A 23,325-nucleotide genomic window follows, 5' to 3' on the forward strand; every position below is an offset into this window, starting at 1 on the left:
CGAGTTTTAAGACACCGTCACCGCGCCAGTGCCCTGACGCGTTGCCGTACGGCTCACCGAGCAGGTGCGGGGGTGGGCTTCCCGAGCGGATCACCGCGAGGAGTAGGGGGCGGCTCGCGTGGGCGTCGGCAAGCCCGTTCCCGGCGGCGTCACGCGCGCCTAACGGCACCCCGTGACGGGCTTGTTCGGTGACGCTCTCGATCCAGGAACGAAGCCGATGGAGGACCTCACGCAGGTGGGCGTCATCCTGGCATCCGTCACGCTACGGCTTCGCCACTCCGAATTGCCGGACAGGCCTCCGCTCAGGACCCGGTGGTCTCGCGCGAGGCCCGCCGGACCGAGTGCGGCGCTCGCCAACGTGGACGGCACCAAAATAGACTTTCCGTGCCTTCTGCATAAAGGAGAAACATGGCGGCCGAGGACTGGGAATCGATCGACTCCGCCGACGAATTGCGGGAACTGCTCGGCACTCCCAAACCGGCCGTGATCGCCAAGGAGCGGAAGACCCTGCACGAGCTGGACCGGGCCTGGCTGGCCGCCTCGCCGTTCTGTCTCGTCGCGACCTCGGACACCGACGGCGCCTGTGACGTCTCACCCAAGGGTGACCCGCCCGGCTTCACCCTGGTCCTGGACGACTCGACGATCGCGATCCCCGAACGGCCGGGCAATCGCAGGGCGGACGGATTCCACAACATCCTGCGCAACCCGCACGTCGGCCTGATCTACTTCGTCCCCGGCCGCGGCGACACCCTGCGCGTCAACGGCAGGGCGCGCCTGGTGCGCGAGGCCCCCTTCTTCGACCGGATGGTGGTCAAGGGGCACCGGCCGCGGCTCGCGATCGTGGTCGAGATCGAGCAGATCTTCCACCACTGCGCCAAGGCGTTCCTCCGCTCGGAGCTGTGGCGCCCGGAGAGCTGGAACCCGCAGGCCCTGCCCTCGCGGGCACGCATCGCCCAGGCGCTGGAACGGCCGGAGGACCCGATCGAGGAGCTGGAGCGCTACTACGGCCCCTCCTACGCGGAGGGGATGTACGGCTGAGCGGGCGGGCTCGGCCTGGGACGGCGGCGGGACGTGCCCGCACCGCCACCGGCGTCGGCGCCCGCATCGCCCAGCGCGTCCCGGCCCTGACCGCCGCCGTCCGGCACAACCGCCACACCGGCCGGCCCATCACCCGATCGCTGATTGCCCGCGGCCACCGACTAGGCGTGCCAGAGGGCGGCAAGCCGCCGGGTGGCGAGCCGGGACGGTACGGCGCGCAGCAACGCGTCGCGAAGCCACGCGGCGACGCCGGTCTGGGAGGTCAGCCGCGACTGCCGGGACGCCGCCCGCATCATGCGGTTGGCGCTGGGCCTGCGCTCGGCGTCGTAGCGCAGGAGCCGCTGGGCGACGTCTGCCGGCTCTGCGCCGGTCAGGTGGCGGGTCAGTGCGGCCGCGTCTTCGAAGGCCTGGCTGGCGCCCTGGCCGAGGTCGGGTGGCATGGCGTGCGCGGCGTCGCCGAGGAGCGCGATCCTGCCGACCGTGAACGAGGGCAGGGGTTCGGCCAGGCGAGCGATCGGGTCGACGTAGACGTCGGCGGGCGGGGTGGCCTCGATCAGTGCCGTGACGAGGGGGTGCCAGTCGGCCATCAGGGACAGCATCTGTCGGCGTGCCTCGTCCGCGCCGGGCGGCGTGCCGTGCAGGACGGAGTCGGTGAACCAGTACAGGCGATGCTCGCCGACGGGGAACAGGCCGAACATCGCCCCGCTGCGGCGGTCGACCAGCTGGCTGGCGAGCAGGTCTGTCACCAGGCCGGGAGGGCGGGGCAGCATACCGCGCAGGTCCATCCGGCCGGTCCGCCGTAGCCCGGGGTGGCGGGGAATGAGCTGTTCGCGCAGCTTGCTGCCGATGCCGTCGGCCGCGATCACGGCGTCCGCTCTCGCGACGGGGGTGCCGTCGCTGATCACGGTCACCCCGGTGGGGTCGGGCTCCAGGCGCTCGACCGGGGTCGCGGTTCGCACCAGGCCGGCGGGCAGCGGGGCGCGTAGCGCCCGGTGCAGTTCCGCCCGGTCGATGATGGCGGGCGTTCCGACCTCCTGCTGCGCCTGGACCGCATCGGTGACCAGCAGCGGGCGCCCGCGCCAGTCCCGCAATCCCGCGCGGGCGGCGGGCATGACGTGCCCGCGAACGTCTTCGGCCAGCCCCAGCGCGCCCAGCGCGCGGAGCCCGTTGGGCATGACCACGATCCCGGTGCCCGCCTCCCGGAGCTCGGCGCCCCGTTCGAAGAGCGTCACCTCGTGGCCCAGGCGATGCAGCCCCGCCGCGGCCGTCACTCCCCCGAGCCCGGCACCGACCACCACGATCCTCATGGGACCTCCTCGTCGATTCACTACGAAAGTACTAGTACGGATATTGGTATAGCGTGACCGCATGCCGCCCACCAATCCGGCCCGTCGCCGAGCCCTGGCCGACACCGCCATCGAGCTACTGGCGTCGTCGGGCGTGCACGGACTGACCCACCGCGCGGTGGAGAAGGAAGCCGACCTTCCGCCGGGAACGGCCTCGAACTACTTCCGCAGCCGGGAAGCGCTGCTGGTGGCCGCCGCGGAGCGCATCGCCGAGCTGCATCACGCCGACACCGACCGGGCCACCGGGCAGCCCGCGACACTGGTCGACCTGCTGACGGAATCGCTGCTCACGGCGGCGACCACACTGCGCAACCGCTATCTGGCAATCTTCGAACTCCAGCTGGAGGCCGTGCGCCGGCCGCCGCTCGCCTCGGCGCTCGCGGGCCTGCGGGACACGTCGGTGCAGATCACCGCCGGGCACCACGACGAACTCGGCCTCGCCATCCCGCGCGAGAAGATCCCCGCCCTGATCGCGCTCTACGGGGGTGCGCTGTTCACACTGGTCACCGCGCCCCCGGGGAGCGTCGGCAGAGACGTCGTCCAGAGCATGGTTCAGGTCATCGTGTACGGCTGTGCCCTACACGAAGAAAATCCTGAATCGGTACGGCAGGGCCGCCACACCTAGCGCGGCTTCCGGACCCCGGCCCGTCATGAGCAGCCCTCCGGCGCCACCTCGTCGACGATCCCTTCGGTACGGCACAGCGGGCCTTTCCCGAGGTGGCGCCCTGAAGGACGCCTCCGAGGTGTCCGGAATTCTCACCGCGTCGCCATGGTTTCCGTCTACTGCCGACGCCGTTGAGAAGCGGTTGGGAAGTCGTTGGAAAGAGAGGAAATGATGTCCGCATCGCTGGAGTTCGCGATCGACACGTTCGGGGACGTCACCGTCGACGCGGACGGAAACCGGCTGTCGTACGCGCAGGTGATCCGTAACGTCGTCGAGGAGGCCGTGCTCGCCGACAGCGTGGGGATCGACGCGATCGGCATCGGGGAGCACCACCGGGACGACTTCGCCGTCTCGGCGCCGGAGATCGTGCTGGCGACGATCTCCGGCCGTACCGAACGCATCCGCCTCGGCACCGCGGTGACCGTGCTCAGCTCGGACGACCCGGTGCGCGTGTTCGAGAGGTTCGCCACCCTGGACGCGGTGTCCCAGGGCCGCGCGGAGATCATTCTCGGCCGTGGCTCGTTCACGGAGTCGTTCCCGCTGTTCGGTTTCGACCTGGCGCAGTACGAGGAGCTGTTCGAGGAGAAACTCGACCTGATCTCCCATCTCCTGGGGGAGGGCCCGGTCACCTGGCAGGGCCGTCTCCGTCCGGGGCTGAAGGACCAGCACGTGTATCCGAAGACGGAGTCCGGCCGGCTGCGCACCTGGATCGGCGTCGGCGGCAGTCCCGAGTCCGTGGTGCGCGCGGCGCGCTACCGGATGCCGCTCATGCTCGCGATCATCGGCGGTCCGCCGGAGCGTTTCGCGCCGTACGTCGATCTCTACCACCGAGCTCTCGACCAGTTCGGGTTTGCGCGGTTGCCGGTCGGCGTGCACTCGCCGGGTCACATCGCCGAGACCGACGGCCAGGCCCGCGACGAGCTCTGGCCGCACTATCGAGCGATGCACGACCGCATCGGCCGCGAGCGCGGCTGGGGCCCCACGACCCGCGGCCGCTTCGAGTCGGAGGCCGACGAGGGCTCGCTCTACGTCGGATCGCCCGAGACGGTGGCCACGAAGATCGCGAAAACCGTCGGTGCGCTCGGCGTCGACCGCTTCGAGCTCAAGTACAGCTCCGGGACGCTCGCGCACGAGAAGCTGATGAACACGATCCGCCTCTACGGAGAGGAGGTCGTGCCGCGGGTGAGGGAGCTGCTGGCCCAGACCCCGGCCGCGGCGCCGGCCGGATGATCGGAACGGGGAGAAAGGCGGCGACGAGGTCGCCGACCGTGATCAGGTGAGCCCCTCCCGCGCGTACGCGGCCGCCGCGTCGAGGAGGGGCGAGAGGGCGTCGCGGAGGTCTTCGATCCGGCGGTGGTGGAAGGCGGTCATCCTCGCTCCGGTGGGCCCGGCGTGGCGAGCCGGGCGGCACGGGTGGTGAGGTAGTGGCGCTCCGGAGCGCTCGTCGTGCGGCTCGCCGCCGCGCGGTAGTCGTCGACGGCCGCCCGCAGGTCACCGGCCATCTCCAGGAGGTGGGCCCGGGCCGTGTAGAAGCGGTGGTGGCCCGCCAGCCGGCCGTCGGCGTCGAGCGCCTTGAGCATGTCGAGGCCGGTCGCGGGGCCGTGCGCCATGGCGGCGGCGACGGCGCGGTTGAGCGAGACCATGGGGTTGTCGGACATGCGTTCCAGCAGGCCGTACAGCGCCAGGATCTGCGGCCAGTCGGTCTCCCCGGCCGTCGCCGCCTCGTCGTGGACCGCGGCTATCGCCGCCTGGAGCTGGTAGGGGCCGACCGAGCCCCTGGCCAGGGTGCCGGTGATGAGCGCGATCCCCTCGGCGACGGCCTCGCCGTTCCACAGGCTTCTGTCCTGGTCCGCCAGCGGGATCGGGGTGCCGTTCGCGTCGGTACGGGCCGGGCGCCGGGCGTCGGTGAGCAGCATCAGCGCGAGGAGCCCGGCCACCTCGCAGTCGTCGGGGAGCAGGCCGTGGGCCATCCTGGCCAGCCGGATCGCCTCGCGGGCCAGCTCCACGCGCTGCAGGTCGGGACCGGCGCTGCTGGCGTAGCCCTCGTTGAAGATGAGGTAGAGCACGTGCAGCACCGAGCCGAGCCGTCGTGCCCGTTCCGGGGGAGCCGGCATGCGGAACGGGACACCGGACGCCTTGATGCGCTGCTTGGCCCGGCTGATCCGCTGCGCCATGGTCGGCTCGGGCACCAGGAAGGCCCTGGCGATCTCGGCCGTCGTCAGGCCGCCCACGGACCGCAGGGTGAGGGCGATCGCCGACGCCGGGGTGAGCGCGGGGTGGCAGCACAGGAACAGCGTGGTGAGCGTGTCGTCCCGGTCCGTCTCGTACGCGTCGTCCGCCGGCGGCGCCGTCCGCCGATCGGGGGGCGCCTGGGTGGCCACCAGTTCCTCCCGGCGGCGCCGTGCCTGCTCGTTGCGGAGCTGCTCGGTCATCCGGCGGTACGCGACATGGATGAGCCATCCGCGCGGGTTGGCGGGGACGCCCTCCTCCGGCCACTGGGCCGCGGCGTCGATCAGTGCCTCCTGGACCGCGTCCTCGGCGGCGGCGAAGTCTCCGAAGCGCCGGGTGAGCACGCCGACGACCTGCGGCACCAGCCGGCGCAGCAGGTCGTCGGCGGCCGGGCTATCCAGCGGTCACAGCTCCTCGGACGGGGCGACCGACATCACCTGGCGCAGCTCGATCGGCATGTTCAGCGGCTTGCCGCCGGGGCCGGGCGCCGCCGAGACGTGCGCGGCGAGATCGACCGCCCGCTCCGGGCTGTCGCAGTCGATGATCCAGTAGCCGACCAGGAACTCCTTCGTCTCGGGGAACGGGCCATCCGTGACGACGGCGGCACCACCCTCACCGGCCCGTACGATCTTGACCTGGTCCGGAGCCGCCAGCCCTTGGGCGTCCACGAACTCCCCGGCGTCGACGAGCTTCCTGTTCGTGTCGTGCATGAACTGGATGTGAGCCTGGACGTCCTCGACGGGCCAGGTGTCGATCGGCGGCAACTCGTCCTGCGTCTGCCCGCTGAACTGCATCAACATCATGTACTTCATGTCTTCGCTCCTCATGTTCGAGCGCCCTCGTCGACGCCCTCACCCACAGGTAGAAGCAGGCGACCGCGTTCTCGACATTCTGCCGGGCATCCGGCGAAAAACATCCGGTCATGGAGCCGGAACGCGAAGTGCCAGGATGGCCATGTCGTCGGTCATGCGTCCTCGGCTGTGGGCGATCGTGGCGTCCCCGATCCGCCGCACGATGTCACCGGCGTCGAGATCACGGCACTCCGCCAGCAGGGTGATCAGGCGTTCGTCGCCGAACAGGTCCTGCTGTCTCGGCGGATGCGCCTCGGTGACGCCGTCGCTGTACAGCACCAGCGTGTCTCCGGGCCTCAGATCGAAACGGATGTTCCCGAGCCTCGTCTCCTCCATGATGCCCAGCACGACGCCGGGTGTTCTCAGGGACTCCACGCTTCCGTCGGCCCGTCGCAGCAGGGCGGAGGGGTGCCCGGCCGTGGACAGCATTCCCGTGAAACCGTCCCCGTCCGGGCGGAAGATCGCGCACACCACCGTCAGGAACCGCCCGTCCCTGATCCGCTGTGCCAGCAGAGCCCGGTTCAGCTGCTCCAGCACCCTGCTGGGCGAGATGTGGCGGGGCGCGTCGGCCCGCAGCGTGTAGCGGGCCAGGGCGGTGATCTGCGCGGCCTCCACCCCGTGCCCGCACACGTCGCCCAGGACCGCGCACCAGCGCGAACCGCTCGCCAGGAACAGGTCGTAGAAGTCACCGGTGACGTCCACCTCGCCCGTGGCGGGGATGTAGGTGGCGGCGGCCTGCAGGCCGGGAACCGTCGGCATCATCGGCGGCAGCAGGCTGTCCTGGAGGGTCCGGACCAGTCTCTCGGACACCTTTCCCGCGGCCTTCAGCTCCATCACGTGCCGCTCGGACCGGGCCAGCGCGTCCCGGAGCCGGATCTCGCCCGACACGGCGCGCGCCAGGATGGCCAGCGTCTGCGCGTCGGTGTCGGACCACGCGCGCGACACCGAGTCCACCACGCAGAGCCCGCCCAGGACCTCGCCGTCCGGGCCGTGGATGGGATATCCGGCCCAGCCGCCGATCCCCAGCCGCTCCACCGCCGGCAGATCGCGCACGCGGGGGTCGGTGGCGGCGTCGCCCACGAGCAACGGCTCGTTCGTCGCGACCAGGATGTGACAGGGGCTGTCGGCCACCGCGTTCTGCCGCTCGGACATGGACGGCTCGCCCATTCCGATCGCGCTCTTCCAGAACGACCGCCGGTCGTCGACCAGGGTCACGAACGCCCGCCGCGTTCCGGTCACCCGCGCGGCCAGACGTGCGAGGTCGTCGAACGACGGTTCGGGTTCGGAGTCGAGCAGGCCGGTGGCCCACACCGCCGACAGGCGTTTGGGATCGAACACCGCCGCCGGGATCTCAACGCCCATGTGCGCGACTGCCTTCTTCCGGGTACGTCATCCACGATCACGCCGCTCATACCCGGAGCCACCGGAATCAGCCGGGGCAGACGATTGTGCCTCACAAAGCAGTACAAACCACTACAGATCAAACTCTAGGCCAGCGTCCCTGAGACAGCGATCCCCGCCCCGTCCCGAGCCACACGGTCTGTCCCGGGCCACGTGACTCCGCCGGGACGCACGGTCCCGACGTGAATCACGCGGTCGCGCCGTGGACGCTCATGGCCGCGGCACGGATCGCAGGGCTCCGCCGGGGGCGCTCACCGTCGCGGTGTGGCGGGCCGGGCGTGATCACAGGCCCATCTCGCGGGTCAGCAGCAGGTGCGCCTGTTCGATGTCCTCGGAGGTGTAGCCGGGAACGCTCCGGTCAAGCTGCTGGAGAAGAGCCATCAGGGCCTGTTTCTGTGCCATGTGCTGGACGGGAAGCTGGTCGAGATCCACGCTCAGGAGCCAGTCGAACAGCACCACCGCGTCGGCGGTCCACAGGCTCAGCGCGGTCATGTCCGAGGCCGCCATCCTCAGGCCGGGCGTTCCGCTCATGCGAGCAACTTACCCCTATGCATATATGCGAAATAACCAACTTTGTCATCCGGATGCAGCGATCTTATGGCGCGGCCGAAACAGGGGTCGGCCAGTGGTCGAAAACAGTCGAAAATCGATGGGAAGGGATGAAGAATGCCATTCACGTGCCGGTGCGGGACGGTCGGTGGCCGGGCCGTCCCCGTGGATCGAGGATGGGGCGGCCGGGGCACTGCCGGGGCGCTGCCGGGGCACTGCCGGGGCGCTGCCGGTGGGGGACGAGGCACGCGTGGCCGGGGCGCGTGACGGGGGTCCGGAGGGCACCCTCACCCGTCGAGCGCGGCCCACAGGGTGTCGAACTCCTCGGAGGTCAGGGCGTTCAGGCCGAAGTCGCCGGGGTAGATCGGGCCCTCGGCCAGGAAGCCGTGCTCGTCCTCGATGTGCCGCCACGAGTATCTGCGGGCGAGGCCGTCCGAACCCAGTTCGGCGTGCCTCACGGGCCAGTACTCCCCGCCGCTGTCGAGGACGGTCTCGAACAACCACACGTGGCCGTCGCCGTCCACTCCGTGCCAGTACAGGTGCGGCCGGTCGCTCTCGTCGAGCGCCCGGATCGTGTCCCTGCGACGATCCTGCAGCATCATGCTCCTTGGTGTTCGGCAAAAGGCTCGGTGTTCCTCAAAAGGCATGCTGTCGCCAAAAAAGGCTAAAAGGCGCACAACCTGCCTTTTGCTGTGGTGCGTGTTCTCGGTACCGCTCCAGGCGGAGATCGACGGCCGTACGGGGACCTGGGCGCCTCCCGGTGGCGGACTGCGGCGGCCAGGCTCGCGCGGCGGGCGGGCGCGTGGTCTCCGCCGATCGTTTCATCGATGACCTGTGGTGCGGGCGACCGCCGCCCGGGCCGTCGGCCGCCCTTCCGGCCTACGTGGCCACCCCTCGGCGGGTACCCGGCTCCGGACGTCCGCCGCGCCGCCGGTCGGCGACGGGCCGGTGTTTCCCGGCGGTCGGGAGGAGCGGCCGTCCCTCCCGATCCTGGGCGGGGCCGGTCGCGGGGTCCGGTGTGAGGGACGGCGGGAAGAGGCCCGGCGCGGGGGGACGGCGTGGGTGCTTCGAGGGGGGACGTGTGGTGGTCCGGGTGGACCTCAATTGATTTCGCATCCCGCTGCGGAGCCGTGTATGGTTACACCTGTCCGCAAGCGAGAGCGACACGGACAGGCCCCTTTAGCTCAGTCGGCAGAGCGTCTCCATGGTAAGGAGAAGGTCTACGGTTCGATTCCGTAAAGGGGCTCGACAGCCTAAAGGCCCTAACCTCCTGGTTAGGGCTTTCGGCTTGGTTGGCCTTGAAGACAGGTAAAGGCGGGCCAGAAAGTACTCAAGGTTCCTGACGCGCGAGCGGGCATACTGGGGCGACCCAGAAGAGATCGCCCTGACCTGCACAAGTACGCAGGCACTCTGCGGGTCGGGTATCCTTGCGGGGTCGGTCGATTTCGTCGGCCTCAAGGCGGAGTAGCTCAGCCAGGCAGAGCAAACGGCTCATAATCGTTGTGTCGCCGGTTCAAGTCCGGCCTCCGCTACTACCCATCCGGGGCTTCTCCCACCAGAGAGGTCCTGCCGTGGGTTGTCCACTGTCCAGAACGTAGAAAGGCACTCCCAAGTGGCTGCCACCGACGTTAGGCCGAAGATCACGCTGGCCTGCCAGGAGTGCAAGCACCGCAACTACATCACGCGGAAGAACCGGCGCAACGACCCGGATCGGCTTGAGCTGAAGAAGTACTGCCCGAACTGCAAGACGCATCAGGCGCACCGCGAGACTCGTTAGTCTGCGCGAAGCCTTCCGCCGCGGCGGGGGATGAGTGCTTCGGCACGCACATACTCCACGAAAACCGGCGTCCTCAGACGAGGCGCCGGTTTGTCGTATCTATACAGTTTTCTGGCACGAGCGTTGACCACGGAAGAGATCCGGCGCGAGAACGGGCCGGGCTACGGTTTCCTGGTGGCTCGCCTACCGGTGAACCGCTTTCCGGTAGCTCGCCGCCCGATGTCCCACCCGAGGACACATACTGGAATCTTGTTCTGTTAATGTCTCGTCCGACCCGCCGGTGTCGGCCCCACCGGTTCGATATCCGCAAAGGAGCACGATGGCTCTGAACCGTGACTTCGTCGGGCGGGCGTCCGCGCCCTCCTTGCCGTACGAGGTCAGTCGCGTGAAGATCAAAGAGTTCGCGACGGCGATCGGCGACAACAACCCGATCTACCGGGACAGGGAGGCCGCCCAGGCTGCGGGGCACCCCGACGTGATCGCGCCGCCGACCTTCCCCATCGTGTTCAGCCTGGCCGGAGGGTCGATCCTGACCGACCCCGAGCTCGGTCTGAACCTCGCCATGGTGGTCCACGGCGAGCAGCGCTTCGAGTACCGGCGGCCGATCCACGCCGGGGACGAGCTGGTCAGTGTCTCCACCGTGACCGACATCCGCAGCATCGGCCGCAACGAGCTGATCACCGTCAGGAGCGACGTCAGCACCGTCGACGGCGAGTTCGTGTGCACGACCTACAACACCATCGTCGAGCGTGGAGGGGCGGGCTGACATGGCCGCGACGGTCAAGTACGACGAGGTCGAGACGGGCCAGCAGATCCCGCCCGCCGAATACGCGGTACGCCGCGCGAACCTGGTGATGTACGCCGGGGCCTCGGGTGACTTCAATCCCATCCACTGGAACGAGCGCTTCGCCAAGACCGTCGGGCTTCCCGACGTCATCGCGCACGGCATGTTCACCATGGCGCAGGGCGGCCGGTTCGTCACCGACTGGGTGGGCGACCCCGGCGCGGTCGTCGACTACGGGGTGCGGTTCTCCTCCATGGTGGTCGTCCCCGACGACGACCAGGGCGCCGTCATCACGGTGAGCGGGATCGTCGAGGAGAAGCTCGAGGACAAGCGCGTGGTGGTCGCCCTGACCGCCAGGTCCAACGACTCCCGGGTCCTGTCCAAGGCCCGCGCGGTGGTCCAGCTGTCGTAGGCGCCCTGTCGCGGGCGCCGCCGGTGCCCAACCGGCTCCGGCCCGGAGCCGGTTCGGGGTGCGGTGGGGCGGGAGGGGTTCACCCGGGCGGCCCGCGCCGGTTCGCGGGTACGGCCCGCGGCGGGGTCGGGGCGTGGTTCGCCGGTAGGGCTCGCAGCGGATCAGGGTGCGGTTCGCCGGCCTGGTCGTGGTTCGCGGCATGCTCGTGGGCCGGGGCCGAATCTTCTCCCCGTCCGGGGGTAGCTCCCCAGCATGAGCGAAGTACCTCCTAACGTGACCGGCCTGGCCGAGCGGCGGGCCAAGGCACGAGCCGAGCACGATCATGCCGCCTCCGACGCGCTCCGTGACGAGATCAGAACCGAGGGCTGGCTCGTCCGGGACACCGCGGACGGCTTCGAGCTCATCCCCTCCCCCTCCTTCGACGTGTGGCCCACGGTGAGTTCCCTGCCCGAGGGGGGTTCCCCGGGAGCGTCCACGGCCCCCGGGCGGGTGAGCGCCACGAGCGGGGACGCCGGGGACGCGGGGGACACCGCCACCGGACGGGACGACTCGGCCGACCCCGGGCGGGTCGCCGAGGCGGCGGATCCCGGACGCCACCCGGGACGGCTCGGTGGCCTGGACGCCGAGCGGGTCGCCGAGACCGAGGCGGCGCCCCAGCAGACGCCCGAGGGTTCGGAGCTGGTCGGCCGGGCCGACGATCTCGACGGCCATCCCGAGCGGATGGTCTCCTCCCAGCTGCTGTGGGACGGCAGCCTGTCGGTCTCCCGGCTCGACGAGACCATCGTTCCCCCGGCCGGCGTCGAGGAACCGAAGGCCGCGCGGCCGACGGTGACCGTCGCGCTGCTGGTCGACGGCCGCCCCGACGAGCTGCGCGAGTGCGTACGCGCCCTGGTCGCCCGTACGGAGGCGAGGATCCTCGCCCTCGACCTGGGAGACGTGGACGGCGCGGGAGCGGTCCTGCAGGAGCTGGTGGAGGAGTTCCCCCGCCGGGTGGAGGCCTGGCACGTGGCCGAGACGCCGCACTGGCAGGGCGGCTCCGCGGGGTGGGGCGAGAGCCGCGACAGGTTGCTGCGCCTCGACACCTCGGACGTGCACGTCGTCATGGACACCTCCGTGGTCCTGGACGGCGACGCCGTCACCCCGCTGGTCAAGGCGCTGGACGACGATGTGACCGCGGCCGGGTGGAAGGGGATGAATCCCCGCGAGGACGGCAAGGAATGGCTGGAGGCCGAGCCCGGCGAGGTCCGGGGGTTGCTCGGGCACCTGTTCGCGGTCAGGCGCGACACCGCGCTCGCCGCGGGCGGCTTCCCCGCCGACGCCCGCTACTACCGCAACGCCGACCTGGAGTTCTCGCTCAGGCTGCCCGGCACTCTCGTCGCCCTGGGGAAGGATCTCCCGGTCCACCAGGAGAGGCACCGCCGCGACGACGGCGTGGACCCCGAATACCGCGACGGGGAGTCCCGGCGAACCTACGACCGGGTGCTGAAGCTGCTGCGCTCCCCGTAGGCTGGTCGCGGATTTCGGCCGGGTCGCGGGTGGGGAAAAGCGCATGACGGAGCGGGTGGCGGGGGTGCGGCTGGCGCCGTACACGACGTTGGGGCTGGGGGGACCGGCCGGGGCGTTCGTGGAGGCGGGGTCGTCCGAGGAGATCGTCGAGCTGGTGGCGGCGGCCGACCGGGCGGGCGAGCCGGTGCTCGTGCTGGGGGGCGGCAGCAATCTGGTCGTCTCCGACGAGGGCTTCGACGGCCTGGTCGTGCGCGTCGCCTCCCGGGGCGTCGAGGTCGAGGGGGACCTGGTCACCGCGCAGGCGGGCGAGGACTGGGACGCCCTGGTCGAGCGCGCGGTGAACGAGGGCCGGTCGGGCGTGGAGTGCCTGTCCGGCATCCCCGGGCTGGTCGGGTCCACGCCGATCCAGAACGTCGGCGCCTACGGGCAGGACGTCTCCCAGACGATCACCGCCGTCCGGGCCTACGACCGCCGGACCGCTGAGGTGCGGGACCTGGCCGCGCGGGAGTGCGGATTCGCCTACCGGCACAGCGCGTTCAAGGACGACCTGGGACGGTACGTCGTGCTCGCGGTCACCTACGAGCTGGCCGGGGACGCCCTGTCCGGCCCGGTCGCCTACCGGGAGCTGGCCTCCCGGCTGGGGGTCGGCCTGGGCGACCGGGTGCCGCTCGCGGAGGCCCGGGCGGCGGTGCTGGAGCTGCGCGCGGGCAAGGGCATGGTCCTGGACGCCGCCGACCCGGACACCCGCAGCGCGGGGTCGTTCTTCACCAACCCGGTCCTGACCGCCGTGCAGGCCGCCGAGCTGGAGCTGCGGGCACCGGGGTTTCCCCGCTGGGACATGCCGGAGGGGGCCGTCAAGGTCCCGGCGGCGTGGTTGATCGAGAACGCCGGGTTCCCGAAGGGCTACCGGCGCGGCCCGGCCCGCATTTCCACCAAGCACACCCTTGCCATGACAAATCCGGAAATGGTGGCTTCGACGGAGGAGCTCCTCGACCTCGCCCGCGAGGTCAGGGACGGTGTCCTGGAGAAGTTCGGCGTCACCCTGGTCAACGAGCCCGTGATGGTCGGCACCCGGCTCTGAGGCTCTCGGGGTTCCGAGGTCTTTCGAAATTCTCCCGAGGCTCCCCGAAAGCCCTCCGGGGTTCCTCGCCTTGACGTCCTCCGAGGTCCTCCGGCGTCCTCCGAGATCCTCCGAGGACCTAGGAGGATCTCGGCGGTCCTCTGAGGCGAGAATGGGCATCCGATTTCTGCTGATATGGTCTGATGGAAAGACCCGAAGGGGAGTAGTCCCAATCGCGTGATCGACATGCTGGCGCCTGAGGCGCCCGGTCGCGCGGGCCTCGGATCCGGCCGGTTCGGCTCGGCTCCGTGGCGGACGAGACCTTCGGCCTGGCAGGCATTGATGGATGCCGCCGGGCCGAAGACGTGCCCGAGACTCCCCGGGTTCCGCCCTTCCGCCCGGCTGCGTATGCGGGAAGGGCACCCTCGTTGGAAGCGTTCTGGATCAGTCTCGCCGTGATCTTCGTCGCCGAACTCGGCGACAAGAGCCAGCTCATGGCGATGACCTTCGCCACCCGGTTCAAACCGTGGCCGGTCCTCGCCGGAATCACCCTGGCCACCGCGGTGGTTCACCTGTTCAGCGTCGCCCTGGGCGGGCTGGTCGGCGATTTCCTCCCCACCACGGCGATCACGATCATCGCCGGCATCGCCTTCCTGGGCTTCGCGCTGTGGACGCTGCGCGGGGACGAGCTGACCGAGGAGGAGTCGCGAAAGGCGCGGCGCACCACCCGGTCGGCGATCATCGCCGTGACCGTCGCCTTCTTCCTCGCCGAACTGGGTGACAAGACGATGCTCGCGACCATCACACTCGCCACCCAGTACGGCTGGTTCGGTACCTGGGTCGGCTCGACGGTGGGCATGGTCGCCGCCGACGCCCTGGCCATCGTGGTCGGCCGGATGCTCGGCAAGCACCTGCCGGAGAGAATCATCCGCTACGGTGCCGCCGCGGCCTTCGCCGTCTTCGGTGTGATCCTGCTGCTCGAACCACTGTTCGTCTGATCGGTACGGCGATGTCAGGCACGGGGCGGCGACCGTGTCCCGCTTGGCGAGTACGCCGGCCTGGGCACGTACCGGCCGGCGGCCGACGTGCCCGCTCAGCCAGGCGGCCGAGCGGGCCGGGGTGTCACCAGGCGACCGGGAAGGTCGTCAGGCCGTACACGACATTGAACGAACGGAACTCCGGTTCCCCGGCCTCGTGCAGCCCGGGGAACCGGTCGAACAAGGCGGGGAAGGCGATCTGCATCTCCATCCGGGCCAGTGGCGCGCCGATGCAGTGGTGCGCGCCGTAACCGAAGGCGACATGGGGCATGTCGGGCCGCTGGATGTCGAAGCGGTCGGGGTCCTCGGCCAGCGTCGGGTCGCGGTTGGCGGCGGGGAGCGAGACCACCACCACGTCGCCCTTCGCGATCGGCACGCCCGCGATCTCGGTGTCGGCCGAGGCGACCTTGGTGGCGCCCTGGTGGATGATCGTCAGCCAGCGCAGCAGCTCCTCGACCATGCCCTTGACCCTGTCCGGGGCGGCACGCACCAGGTCGAGCTGGTCCGGGTGGCGCAGCAGGGCCAGCGTGCCCAGGCCGATCATGCTGGCCGTCGTCTCGTGGCCCGCCACCAGCAGCAGGCCGCCGATGCCGGCCAGCTCGTCGTCCGATATCCCCTCGCCGTGCTCGCGGATGAGCATGCCGAGCAGGTCCTCGCCCGGTTCGACCCGGGCCCGGCCGACCAGCTCGGCCATGTACATGGAGGCCTCCATCTGGGCCTTCCCGCGTGCCTCCGGTGGCTGGTTGAAGTCGAGGATCGACCGGGTGCGCGCCTGGAAGGCCTCCCTGTCCTCGTAGGGCACGCCCAGCAGTTCGCAGATGACCAGCGACGGGATCGGTGTGGCGAACTCGGAGATCAGGTCGGCCGGGGCACCGGTGCGTTCCATCACGTCCAGGTGGTCGGCGACGATCTCGCGGATGCGGGGCTCCAGGCGGCGGATGCGGCGCATCGTGAACTCGGGGGTCAGCATGCGGCGCAAGCGGGTGTGGTCGGGGGGATCCATCAGGAGCAGCGCGCCGGCGCGTAACCGCCTGGCCTGCTCCTCGCTCATGGGCGGCAGGGTGATGCCGCTGGCGTAGCTGAACAGCTCGGCGTTCCTGAGCACTTCACGCACGTCGTCATACCGGGTGACCAGCCAGGCTTCGCGGCCGTAGGGCGTCGGCACCCGTTGCAGGCCCGGCTGCTCGCGGACGGCGGCCAGTTCGGGATCGGGATCGAACTCCCGGCGGCGCATATGGAGGGGCAACATGATCGTCTCCTGGGGGAAATCGGTTACCCCAGCAAGATCCCGTCCTGACCCGCCCTGTGCAACCCCTCGCCGGTCACGGCTTCCGGCTTCCTTCGGGACGACCGTTGGCGCCAGTGGTCGTGACACCGCCGCTCGCGCCGTCCCGAAGGAGGCCGGTCCCCGATACGGGCGGCGCCCGGCCGTACCGTCGTCCGGTGATCGCTTCCGGGGAGGGAGCGGGAGTCAGCCGATCAGGGCGAGGCGTCGGGCGGCCGCGGCCGCCTCGCCCCGGGTGGAGACGCCCAGCTTGCCGAGGATGTTGGAGACGTGGACGCTCACGGTCTTGGCCGAGATGAACAGCTCGGCGGCGATCTCGCGGTTGGACCGTCCCAGCGCGACCAGCCGGAGCACCTCCAGCTCGCGCGGGGTCAGCGGAGACTCTCCGCTCCCGGCCTGCCCGGTGGTTCCGGCCTGCTCGGTGAGGGAGATCCCGATCCGGCGGGCGAGCGCCTCGATCTCGGTGGCCAGCGGCCGGGCGGAGAGCGCCACGGCGATCGGGTGGGCCGCGCGCAGCCGGGACGCGGCACCGTCGCGGTCACCGGCGCCGGCCGCCGTCCGTCCCCCGCGCAGCAGCGACCTCGCCTGGGGGAAGGGGCGGCCCAGCCGTTCCCAGGCGGCGGCCGCGGCGTCGTGGTCGCGGGTGAGACCGAGCCGGTAGGCCTCGGCGACGGGACTGTCCACGGCCATCGTCGCCGCGGCCTTGCCGACGTGGGCGCGCAGCGCCGCCACCCGTTCGGGCGCGAGCTCCTCGACCGTCTCGCAGATGCCGCCGAGCAGGCCGAGCGTCCGCCAGCCCAGCATGGGCTTGCTCGTGATCTGCGCTTCGCGGGCGACCCGCTCGGCGACCTCCAGCGCGGCCAGCGGCTCCCCGCCGAGCATGTGCAGGCCGATCATGAGCCGGGCGTTGGCGGTCAGCTCCTGCGTGAACTCCTCGGGGGCGGTGCCGAACGCGCCCACCTCGTCCAGGACGGATCTGAGCACGTCCGTCTCGCCGCGGGCGACAGCCACGTCCCCGCGGACCCGCCGCAGGTGGTGGCGGGTGCGCAGGGTGGGGTCCTTGCCGAGGGTCTGCTCGATCAGCCGGGCGGCCTCGTCGAACCTGCCCAGCGCCTCCAGCACCTCGGCCCGGTTGTTGGCGATGAACGTGCCCTGGTCCCGGTAGCGGCCGTACTTCCTCGCCAGCCGCTCCCCTTCGAGCGCGAGCTCGATCGCCTCGGTGGAGCGGCCCATGTTGTTCAGCGCGTCCACGTTGTTGGCGATGGCGCGCAGGACGCTGCGGCCCGACTCGACGCGCTCGCCGATCGCCTGCGCGGTCTCGTTCAGCTCGATCGTGGCCTCGATGCGCCCCGCGATCGAGTGGCCCAGCGCGAGGTTGAGCAGCAGCTCCGCCTCCAGGGTCTCCTCGCCGTGCTCGCGCGCGATCCGCAGCGCCTCCTCGGTGAGCGCCGTCCCCTCCGCCAGCTCGCCGCTGAATATCAGGTACGAGCCCAGCTTGGACAGCACCTCGGCGCGCTCCAGCCCCGGTTCAGGGACCAGCCGCTCGGCGTAGCGGAGATCGTCGAGCACTCCCGGCCGCCGCCTGGCCTTCTTGAACTGCGATCTCCGTACGACCAGGTTCGCCACCCGGGCGGGCTCGGTCCGCCCGTCGAGCTCGTTCAGCGCGGCCTTGACGAACTTGCTGCCCCGGTCGACCTCCCCGCAGGCGCTCGCGGCCTCGGCGGCCTGCTCCAGGACGGTGGTGTGGTCCACGCCGATGCGCTCGGCGGCGTCGGGGACCTTGCTCCACAGCGTGAGCACCCGCTCCAGCAGCTGCAGCATCTCCCGGTGGGCGAAGGTCTTGGCGGCCTTGCCCGCCGCCTCCCAGGCGGAGATGAGGGCCCAGAGGTCGTCGCGGGCGGAGTGCCAGTGGTGGGCGATCTCGATGGCGGCCCGGCCGGGGGGCACCAGCGTGCGGTCGTTGCCGATCTCCTCGGCGAAGCGCGCGTGCAGCCGTACGTGCTCGCCGGGCAGGAGCTCGTCGTGCACGGCCTCGCGGATCAGCGCGTGCCGGAAGACGTAGGCGCGGCCGTCGGCGACCTGCAGCACGTTGGCGGCGATCGCGGTGCGCAGCGCGTCGTCGAGCTCGACGTCCGACAGCGCGCTGACCGCGACGAGCAGGGCGTGGCTCACCCGGATGCCGCCGGCGGCGGCGATGCGCAGCACCCGCTGCGTCTCCTCGGGGAGCCGCTCCACGGAGCCGATGATCAGGTCGTGCAGGGAGTCGGGGAAGGTGCAGTCGCCGCCGCACTCCATCAGCGCCTCGACGAACAGCGGGATGCCCTCGCTGCGCTGGAAGACCTTGTCGATCAGGGCGAACTCGGGCGCGGTGCCGAGGATGCCGGCCATCTGGGCGGCCACCTCGGACCGGGTGAGCCGGGGCAGGTCCATCCGGAGGACCCCGTCCAGCCGGCCGAGCTCGGCGAGCACCGGCCGGAGCGGGTGCTGGCGGTGGAGCTCGTCGGAGCGGTAGGTGAGGACCATCAGCACGGGAGCGGTGCGGAGGTTCCGGCTGAGGAAGGCGATCAGGTCGCGGCTGGAGCTGTCGGCCCAGTGGACGTCCTCGATGAGGAGGATCACCGGATGGCGCTCCGCGAGCCGTTCCAGCAGGGTGAGGATCTGTTCGAAGAGCCGGGCGCGGGCGGTGTCGCTCTCCGTGTCGCCGCTCGGCTCGCCGAACTCGGGGAGCAGCCGGGCCAGGTCGCGCGCCCCGCCCTCGGGGAGCAGGGCCGCGACCACCTCGGCGCCGCACTCGCGGACGAGCTGGCGGATCGCCGCGGTGAACGGCGCGTAGGCGAGGCCCTCGGTCGACAGCTCCACGCAGCCCCCGTTGAGCACGTGGGCGCCGTCGGCCGTGGCCCGTTCCGCGAAACACCCGATCAGCCGTGACTTGCCGACGCCCGCCTCGCCACCGAGCAGCACGGTCACCGCCGCGTCCTTCCGGGCCTGCTCGAACGCCTCGGTCAGGTCCGCGAGCTCCCGCTCCCGCCCCACGAAGACGGGACTTACCGCCCGACCCACCATGTCTGCCAGCATGTCATGCCTTAAAGGTGTGATCTCCTTATTTTTCGCTCGGTGAAATCGGCGGTTCAGGGGGGCAGTGAGGCCCGGCCGGGCAGATGGGAGCGGCCGGGCTCTCGGGGCGGGGTCATGCCGGGATGATCTTGCCGAAGAAGCCCCGGCGGCGCTTCTCGGAAGAGTGGGCCTTCCTGTCCTCCTGCGCCTCGCGGGCGCGGCGGTAGCTGTCCGCCTCCTCGCGGAGCTCGGTGGTCCGGTGGGCGATCATCTCAAGGTGGAGCTCGGGACCCATGAGGGTTCCTCTCTGGTGTGGCGCCTCGCGGCGCGCTTTCCTTACAGACTCAAGATTCGTCCTAAGGCCCCCGGTCCCACATCGGGAGGATGTCCTATCTCCCGGACGCTTCTCGCCCCCGCACTACCTAGATCACGCCTAGGCCGTCCCGGCACTACCTAGACGGCGCCGATTCGCCTCTCCGGCAGGGCCCCGGTCCCTGTGTGTCCCCCGGAACGGCCCCGCGTCACCGCCGGGCCCCCGGGCGACAGGGCGCTCCCGCGCGGGGGCGGTCGGCGGATGTTGACGAAAACCGGCGGGGCCGCTGGGCAGGGTCCAGTTTGGAAGTAATCACACCAGTAGGCATGCTGGAGAGGTGTCAACTATGACGACCTCGCTCACCGACGTGGCAACGTCCAACGTCGCGCTGCGAAGCTTCCTGCACGGCCTGCCCGGTGTCGACCGCGTGGGTGCCGACCAGCGCGCCGCGACGCTCGGCACCCGATCCATCAAGACCACGGCCAAGGCCCGGGCCATCGACCTCGCCATCGGCATGGTGGACCTGACGACCCTGGAGGGCGCCGACACCCCGGGTAAGGTCCGCGCGATGTGCGCCAAGGCCGTCCACCCCGACCCGGCCGACCCCTCCGTGCCCAAAGTGGCCGCGGTGTGCGTCTACCCCGACATGGTCGCCGAGGCCGCGGCGGCCGTGAAGGGCTCCGGTGTCAAGGTGGCCAGTGTCGCGACCGCCTTCCCCAGCGGGCGCTCCTCGCTCGACGTCAAGATCGCCGACACCACTTTCGCGGTGGCGGCCGGCGCCGACGAGATCGACATGGTCATCGACCGGGGCGCGTTCCTCTCGGGTGACTACCTCAAGGTCTTCGAGGAGATCGTCGCGATCAAGGCCGCGTGCGGCGACGCCCACCTGAAGGTGATCCTGGAGACCGGCGAGCTGTCCACGTACGACAACGTGCGCCGCGCGTCCTGGCTGGCCATGCTCGCCGGGGGCGACTTCATCAAGACCTCCACCGGAAAGGTGCAGCCCGCCGCGACCCTCCCCGTGACGCTGGTCATGCTGGAGGCGGTCCGCGACTTCCTGGCCGCGACCGGCCGCAAGGTCGGGGTGAAGCCCGCGGGCGGCATCAAGACCACCAAGGACGCGATCAAGATGCTCGTCCTGGTCAACGAGACCGTCGGAGACGGCTGGCTCGACCCCGACTGGTTCCGGCTCGGCGCCTCCAGCGTCCTCAACGACCTGCTGATGCAGCGCCAGAAGCTGGCCACCGGCAGGTACGCGGGTCCCGACTACTTCACTCTCGACTAAGGCGTTCACATGTTTGAGTACGCACCGGCGCCCGAGTCGCGTGACGTCGTCGACATCAGGCCGTCCTACGGCCTGTTCATCGGCGGCGAGTGGGTCGACTCCCAGGGTGAGAACCGCAACAAGACCGTCAACCCGGCCTCCGAGGAGGTCCTGGCGGAGGTCGCCTGGGCCACCGAGGCCGATGTCGACCGGGCGGTCCAGGCCGCCCGCAAGGCGTTCGGCGTCTGGTCGGCGATGCCCGGCTCGGAGCGGGCCAAGTACCTGTTCCGGATCGCGCGCATCATCCAGGAGCGCTCGCGCGAGCTGGCCGTGCTGGAGTCCCTGGACAACGGCAAGCCGATCCGCGAGTCCCGCGACGTGGACCTGCCCCTGGTGGCGGCCCACTTCTTCTACTACGCCGGCTGGGCCGACAAGCTCGGCTACGCCGGGTACGGTCCCAGCCCGCGCCCGCTCGGGGTGGCCGGCCAGGTCATCCCGTGGAACTTCCCGCTGCTCATGCTCGCGTGGAAGATCGCTCCCGCGCTGGCCTGCGGCAACACGGTCGTCCTCAAGCCCGCGGAGACCACCCCGCTGACCGCGCTGCTGTTCGCGGAGATCTGCGCGCAGGCCGACCTGCCGCCCGGCGTGGTCAACATCGTGACCGGCGCGGGCGAGACCGGCGCCGCCCTGGTGAACCACCCCGACGTGAACAAGGTGGCCTTCACCGGCTCCACCGAGGTCGGCCGCCAGATCGCCAGGTCGGTCGCGGGCACCGGCAAGAAGGTCACCCTGGAACTCGGCGGCAAGGCCGCGAACATCGTCTTCGAGGACGCCGCGCTCGACCAGGCCGTCGAGGGCATCGTCAACGGGATCTTCTTCAACCAGGGCCACGTCTGCTGCGCGGGCTCCCGGCTGCTGGTGCAGGAGTCGATCGAGACGGAGCTGCTCGACGCGCTGAAGCGGCGGCTCGGCACCCTCCGGCTGGGCGACCCGCTGGACAAGAACACCGACATCGGCGCGATCAACTCCGCGGCCCAGCTCGCCAAGATCCGCGAGCTGTCCGACCTGGGGGAGGCCGAGGGCGCCGAGCGCTGGTCCCCGGCCTGCTCGCTGCCCGACAAGGGCTTCTGGTTCCCGCCGACCATTTTCACCGGCGTCGCCCAGTCGCACCGGATCGCCCGCGAGGAGGTCTTCGGCCCGGTCCTGTCCGTGCTGACCTTCCGCACCCCGGCCGAGGCGGTGGAGAAGGCCAACAACACCCCGTTCGGCCTGTCGGCGGGCGTGTGGACGGAGAAGGGCTCGCGGATCCTGTGGATGGCGGACAAGCTCCGCGCCGGCGTCGTCTGGGCCAACACCTTCAACCGGTTCGACCCCACCTCGCCGTTCGGCGGCTACAAGGAGTCCGGATACGGGCGCGAGGGCGGACGGCACGGGCTGGAGGCGTATCTCGATGTGTGAGCATCACAGGGCCAGACGCCGTCCCCGCCGTGCCCAGAGCACCCGGGGCCACGGCTTCGCCCGCGCCGGACGGCCGGTGCTGCGGGGCTGGTTCGCCCACCGGTGCGGCGTGAGCCGCTGCGGTCAGATCTTCGTGCCGGCCCGGCTGGCGCAGCAGGAGAGCTCGTGGAGAGGGCTGGGAAATGAGTAAGGCGGAGCGGCCGGGCCGGGCGCGGGCGGGCAAGCAGGCGGGTGCCCCCGCGGCGGACGGTACGGGCGAGGGCGCCGGGAACCGTACCGGCGAGGACGAGGCAAGCCGCGGGCCCGCGCGGCTCGCCGTGCGCAAGACGTACAAGCTGTACATCGGCGGGGCGTTCCCGCGCTCCGAGAGCGGAAGGTCCTACGCCGTGGCCTCCTCCAGGGGCGACTTCCTCGCCAACGCGTCCAAGGCCTCCCGCAAGGACGCCCGCGACGCGGTGACGGCCGCGCGCAAGGCCTTCGGCGGCTGGTCGGGCGCCACCGCGTACAACCGGGGGCAGATCCTCTACCGCGTCGCCGAGATGCTGGAGGGCCGCCGGGCCCAGTTCGTCGCCGAGCTGGCGGAGGCCGGGACGAGGAAGGCCGGGGAGGTCGTGGACGCGGCCGTCGACCGGCTGGTCTGGTACGCCGGGTGGTCCGACAAGATCGCCGCCGTCGCCGGATCCTCCAACCCGGTCGCCGGGCCCTATTTCAACATCTCCTCGCCGGAGCCGACCGGCGTGGTCGCGGTGGTCGCCCCCGACGAGCCGCTGCTGGGGCTCGTCTCGGTGATCGCCCCGGTGATCGTCACGGGCAACACCTGCGTCGTGATCGCGAGCGAGCGGGCCCCGCTGCCCTCGATCACCCTGGCCGAGGTGCTCGCCACCTCGGACCTGCCCGGCGGGGTGGTGAACATCCTCACCGGCTCGGTCGCCGAGATCGCCCCCTGGCTGGCCGCGCACATGGACGTCAACGCCCTCGACCTCACCGGGGTCGCCGACGAGGGCCTGGCGGTCGCGTGCGAGGAGGCGGCGGCGGAGAACCTCAAGCGCGTCTTCCGCCCCGCGGCGACCGACTGGTCCGCAGACCCCGGCACCAGGCGCCTGACGGCCTTCCTGGAGACCAAGACCGTCTGGCACCCCACCGGCGTCTGACGCGCCCGGCCTGCCGCGCGCCGGGCCCCGCCAGGCCCGCCCCGCGGGCTCCGGCGCGCCGGGCTCCACGGCGTCCGGTCCATGACGCCTGGTCCGCCGGGTCCGGCGCGCCAGGCGTCGCCACGCCCGGCCTGCCACGTCCGGCC

21 protein-coding genes, 2 tRNA genes and 1 pseudogene are annotated in these 23,325 nt (G+C 71.0%); 15 read left to right on the plus strand and 9 right to left on the minus strand.

Going from position 1 to position 23,325, the window contains the following annotated elements; translation table 11 throughout:
* Positions 1-408 precede the first annotated feature (408 nt).
* Together ACVCAG_RS34260 and ACVCAG_RS34265 are read left to right on the plus strand one after the other, a co-directional pair.
* Positions 409-1,038: a pyridoxamine 5'-phosphate oxidase family protein gene (locus ACVCAG_RS34260; protein WP_440082623.1), complete on the plus strand. Its 630-nt coding sequence runs from the start codon at positions 409-411 to the stop codon at positions 1,036-1,038.
* A 38-nt stretch (positions 1,039-1,076) separates the two neighbouring features.
* A pseudogene (locus ACVCAG_RS34265) lies at positions 1,077-1,196 on the plus strand (IS982 family transposase); the annotation flags it as partial.
* 3 nt (positions 1,197-1,199) lie between these two features.
* Here ACVCAG_RS34265 and ACVCAG_RS34270 read toward each other — a convergent pair.
* Complete coding sequence (locus tag ACVCAG_RS34270) at positions 1,200-2,345, minus strand: FAD-dependent monooxygenase (protein WP_440082624.1); 1,146 nt, start codon at positions 2,343-2,345, stop codon at positions 1,200-1,202.
* 61 nt (positions 2,346-2,406) lie between these two features.
* Between ACVCAG_RS34270 and ACVCAG_RS34275 the strand changes: the two genes are divergently transcribed.
* Both ACVCAG_RS34275 and ACVCAG_RS34280 read left to right on the plus strand, forming a co-directional pair.
* The gene (locus tag ACVCAG_RS34275; RefSeq protein ID WP_440082625.1) at positions 2,407-3,009 is read left to right on the plus strand and encodes a TetR family transcriptional regulator; all 603 of its coding nucleotides are present in this window, start codon (positions 2,407-2,409) and stop codon (positions 3,007-3,009) included.
* Between the two features lie 207 nt (positions 3,010-3,216).
* On the plus strand, positions 3,217-4,278 hold the full coding sequence (locus ACVCAG_RS34280; RefSeq protein ID WP_440082626.1) for an Atu2307/SP_0267 family LLM class monooxygenase: 1,062 nt from the start codon (positions 3,217-3,219) through the stop codon (positions 4,276-4,278).
* Positions 4,279-4,415: 137 nt separating this feature from the next.
* Here the strand turns inward: ACVCAG_RS34280 and ACVCAG_RS34285 are convergent, their stop codons facing one another.
* From ACVCAG_RS34285 to ACVCAG_RS34305, 5 genes are all read right to left on the minus strand, one after another.
* A complete protein-coding gene (locus tag ACVCAG_RS34285; protein ID WP_440082900.1) occupies positions 4,416-5,678 on the minus strand; it encodes a sigma-70 family RNA polymerase sigma factor in 1,263 nt (420 codons plus the stop codon).
* Positions 5,679-5,681: 3 nt separating this feature from the next.
* Complete coding sequence (locus tag ACVCAG_RS34290) at positions 5,682-6,089, minus strand: YciI family protein (protein ID WP_440082627.1); 408 nt, start codon at positions 6,087-6,089, stop codon at positions 5,682-5,684.
* Between the two features lie 108 nt (positions 6,090-6,197).
* On the minus strand, positions 6,198-7,490 hold the full coding sequence (locus ACVCAG_RS34295) for a SpoIIE family protein phosphatase (RefSeq protein WP_440082628.1): 1,293 nt from the start codon (positions 7,488-7,490) through the stop codon (positions 6,198-6,200).
* A gap of 321 nt (positions 7,491-7,811) precedes the next feature.
* Positions 7,812-8,060: a hypothetical protein gene (locus tag ACVCAG_RS34300; RefSeq protein ID WP_440070545.1), complete on the minus strand. Its 249-nt coding sequence runs from the start codon at positions 8,058-8,060 to the stop codon at positions 7,812-7,814.
* A gap of 305 nt (positions 8,061-8,365) precedes the next feature.
* On the minus strand, positions 8,366-8,680 hold the full coding sequence (locus tag ACVCAG_RS34305; protein WP_440082629.1) for a hypothetical protein: 315 nt from the start codon (positions 8,678-8,680) through the stop codon (positions 8,366-8,368).
* A 571-nt stretch (positions 8,681-9,251) separates the two neighbouring features.
* Between ACVCAG_RS34305 and ACVCAG_RS34310 the strand changes: the two genes are divergently transcribed.
* The 8 genes from ACVCAG_RS34310 (at position 9,252) to ACVCAG_RS34345 (ending at position 14,615) form a co-directional block, all read left to right on the plus strand.
* A tRNA-Thr gene (locus ACVCAG_RS34310) sits at positions 9,252-9,324 on the plus strand.
* A 212-nt stretch (positions 9,325-9,536) separates the two neighbouring features.
* Positions 9,537-9,610 (plus strand) — tRNA-Met (locus ACVCAG_RS34315).
* 80 nt (positions 9,611-9,690) lie between these two features.
* A complete protein-coding gene (gene rpmG / locus ACVCAG_RS34320) occupies positions 9,691-9,855 on the plus strand; it encodes a 50S ribosomal protein L33 (RefSeq protein ID WP_030921771.1) in 165 nt (54 codons plus the stop codon).
* A 319-nt stretch (positions 9,856-10,174) separates the two neighbouring features.
* Positions 10,175-10,621: an FAS1-like dehydratase domain-containing protein gene (locus tag ACVCAG_RS34325; RefSeq protein ID WP_440082630.1), complete on the plus strand. Its 447-nt coding sequence runs from the start codon at positions 10,175-10,177 to the stop codon at positions 10,619-10,621.
* Position 10,622: 1 nt separating this feature from the next.
* On the plus strand, positions 10,623-11,051 hold the full coding sequence (locus ACVCAG_RS34330) for a MaoC family dehydratase (protein WP_440082631.1): 429 nt from the start codon (positions 10,623-10,625) through the stop codon (positions 11,049-11,051).
* Between the two features lie 252 nt (positions 11,052-11,303).
* Positions 11,304-12,557: a CysS/YqeB C-terminal domain-containing protein gene (locus ACVCAG_RS34335; RefSeq protein ID WP_440082632.1), complete on the plus strand. Its 1,254-nt coding sequence runs from the start codon at positions 11,304-11,306 to the stop codon at positions 12,555-12,557.
* Between the two features lie 43 nt (positions 12,558-12,600).
* The gene (locus ACVCAG_RS34340) at positions 12,601-13,638 is read left to right on the plus strand and encodes a UDP-N-acetylmuramate dehydrogenase (RefSeq protein WP_440082633.1); all 1,038 of its coding nucleotides are present in this window, start codon (positions 12,601-12,603) and stop codon (positions 13,636-13,638) included.
* Positions 13,639-14,045: 407 nt separating this feature from the next.
* Complete coding sequence (locus ACVCAG_RS34345; RefSeq protein WP_440082634.1) at positions 14,046-14,615, plus strand: TMEM165/GDT1 family protein; 570 nt, start codon at positions 14,046-14,048, stop codon at positions 14,613-14,615.
* A gap of 124 nt (positions 14,616-14,739) precedes the next feature.
* Here ACVCAG_RS34345 and ACVCAG_RS34350 read toward each other — a convergent pair whose 3' ends face one another.
* The 3 genes from ACVCAG_RS34350 to ACVCAG_RS34360 all read right to left on the minus strand — a co-directional run bounded on the left by ACVCAG_RS34350 (position 14,740) and on the right by ACVCAG_RS34360 (position 19,288).
* The gene (locus ACVCAG_RS34350) at positions 14,740-15,903 is read right to left on the minus strand and encodes a cytochrome P450 (RefSeq protein WP_447191102.1); all 1,164 of its coding nucleotides are present in this window, start codon (positions 15,901-15,903) and stop codon (positions 14,740-14,742) included.
* Positions 15,904-16,125: 222 nt separating this feature from the next.
* Positions 16,126-19,002, minus strand: a complete 2,877-nt coding sequence (locus tag ACVCAG_RS34355) for an AAA family ATPase (RefSeq protein WP_440082636.1) — start codon at positions 19,000-19,002, stop codon at positions 16,126-16,128.
* 124 nt (positions 19,003-19,126) lie between these two features.
* Positions 19,127-19,288 (minus strand): hypothetical protein, encoded by a 162-nt coding sequence (locus ACVCAG_RS34360; RefSeq protein ID WP_440082637.1) that lies wholly within the window; start codon positions 19,286-19,288, stop codon positions 19,127-19,129.
* A 364-nt stretch (positions 19,289-19,652) separates the two neighbouring features.
* On the opposite strand from ACVCAG_RS34360, the gene deoC reads away from it, so the two are divergent.
* From deoC to ACVCAG_RS34375, 3 genes are all read left to right on the plus strand, one after another.
* Entirely contained in the window at positions 19,653-20,591 is a 939-nt protein-coding gene (deoC, locus tag ACVCAG_RS34365; protein WP_440082638.1) for a deoxyribose-phosphate aldolase, read from the plus strand.
* 9 nt (positions 20,592-20,600) lie between these two features.
* Positions 20,601-22,028: an aldehyde dehydrogenase family protein gene (locus ACVCAG_RS34370; RefSeq protein ID WP_440082639.1), complete on the plus strand. Its 1,428-nt coding sequence runs from the start codon at positions 20,601-20,603 to the stop codon at positions 22,026-22,028.
* Between the two features lie 182 nt (positions 22,029-22,210).
* Entirely contained in the window at positions 22,211-23,179 is a 969-nt protein-coding gene (locus ACVCAG_RS34375) for an aldehyde dehydrogenase family protein (protein ID WP_440082640.1), read from the plus strand.
* Positions 23,180-23,325 lie beyond the last annotated feature (146 nt).

The organism is Streptosporangium sp. G12 (assembly GCF_052983175.1).

Excerpts from the sequence above, each read along its gene's own strand:
- ACVCAG_RS34260 (WP_440082623.1), top strand. The coding sequence starts at position 409 with ATGGCGGCCGAGGACTGGGAATCGATCGACTCCGCCGACGAATTGCGG.
- ACVCAG_RS34270 (WP_440082624.1), bottom strand. The coding sequence starts at position 2,345 with ATGAGGATCGTGGTGGTCGGTGCCGGGCTCGGGGGAGTGACGGCCGCG.
- ACVCAG_RS34275 (WP_440082625.1), top strand. The coding sequence starts at position 2,407 with ATGCCGCCCACCAATCCGGCCCGTCGCCGAGCCCTGGCCGACACCGCC.
- ACVCAG_RS34280 (WP_440082626.1), top strand. The coding sequence starts at position 3,217 with ATGATGTCCGCATCGCTGGAGTTCGCGATCGACACGTTCGGGGACGTC.
- ACVCAG_RS34290 (WP_440082627.1), bottom strand. The coding sequence starts at position 6,089 with ATGAAGTACATGATGTTGATGCAGTTCAGCGGGCAGACGCAGGACGAG.
- ACVCAG_RS34295 (WP_440082628.1), bottom strand. The coding sequence starts at position 7,490 with ATGGGCGTTGAGATCCCGGCGGCGGTGTTCGATCCCAAACGCCTGTCG.
- ACVCAG_RS34300 (WP_440070545.1), bottom strand. The coding sequence starts at position 8,060 with ATGAGCGGAACGCCCGGCCTGAGGATGGCGGCCTCGGACATGACCGCG.
- ACVCAG_RS34305 (WP_440082629.1), bottom strand. The coding sequence starts at position 8,680 with ATGATGCTGCAGGATCGTCGCAGGGACACGATCCGGGCGCTCGACGAG.
- ACVCAG_RS34325 (WP_440082630.1), top strand. The coding sequence starts at position 10,175 with ATGGCTCTGAACCGTGACTTCGTCGGGCGGGCGTCCGCGCCCTCCTTG.
- ACVCAG_RS34330 (WP_440082631.1), top strand. The coding sequence starts at position 10,623 with ATGGCCGCGACGGTCAAGTACGACGAGGTCGAGACGGGCCAGCAGATC.
- ACVCAG_RS34335 (WP_440082632.1), top strand. The coding sequence starts at position 11,304 with ATGAGCGAAGTACCTCCTAACGTGACCGGCCTGGCCGAGCGGCGGGCC.
- ACVCAG_RS34340 (WP_440082633.1), top strand. The coding sequence starts at position 12,601 with ATGACGGAGCGGGTGGCGGGGGTGCGGCTGGCGCCGTACACGACGTTG.
- ACVCAG_RS34350 (WP_447191102.1), bottom strand. The coding sequence starts at position 15,903 with ATGTTGCCCCTCCATATGCGCCGCCGGGAGTTCGATCCCGATCCCGAA.
- ACVCAG_RS34355 (WP_440082636.1), bottom strand. The coding sequence starts at position 19,002 with ATGGTGGGTCGGGCGGTAAGTCCCGTCTTCGTGGGGCGGGAGCGGGAG.
- ACVCAG_RS34360 (WP_440082637.1), bottom strand. The coding sequence starts at position 19,288 with ATGGGTCCCGAGCTCCACCTTGAGATGATCGCCCACCGGACCACCGAG.
- deoC (WP_440082638.1), top strand. The coding sequence starts at position 19,653 with ATGACGACCTCGCTCACCGACGTGGCAACGTCCAACGTCGCGCTGCGA.
- ACVCAG_RS34370 (WP_440082639.1), top strand. The coding sequence starts at position 20,601 with ATGTTTGAGTACGCACCGGCGCCCGAGTCGCGTGACGTCGTCGACATC.
- ACVCAG_RS34375 (WP_440082640.1), top strand. The coding sequence starts at position 22,211 with ATGAGTAAGGCGGAGCGGCCGGGCCGGGCGCGGGCGGGCAAGCAGGCG.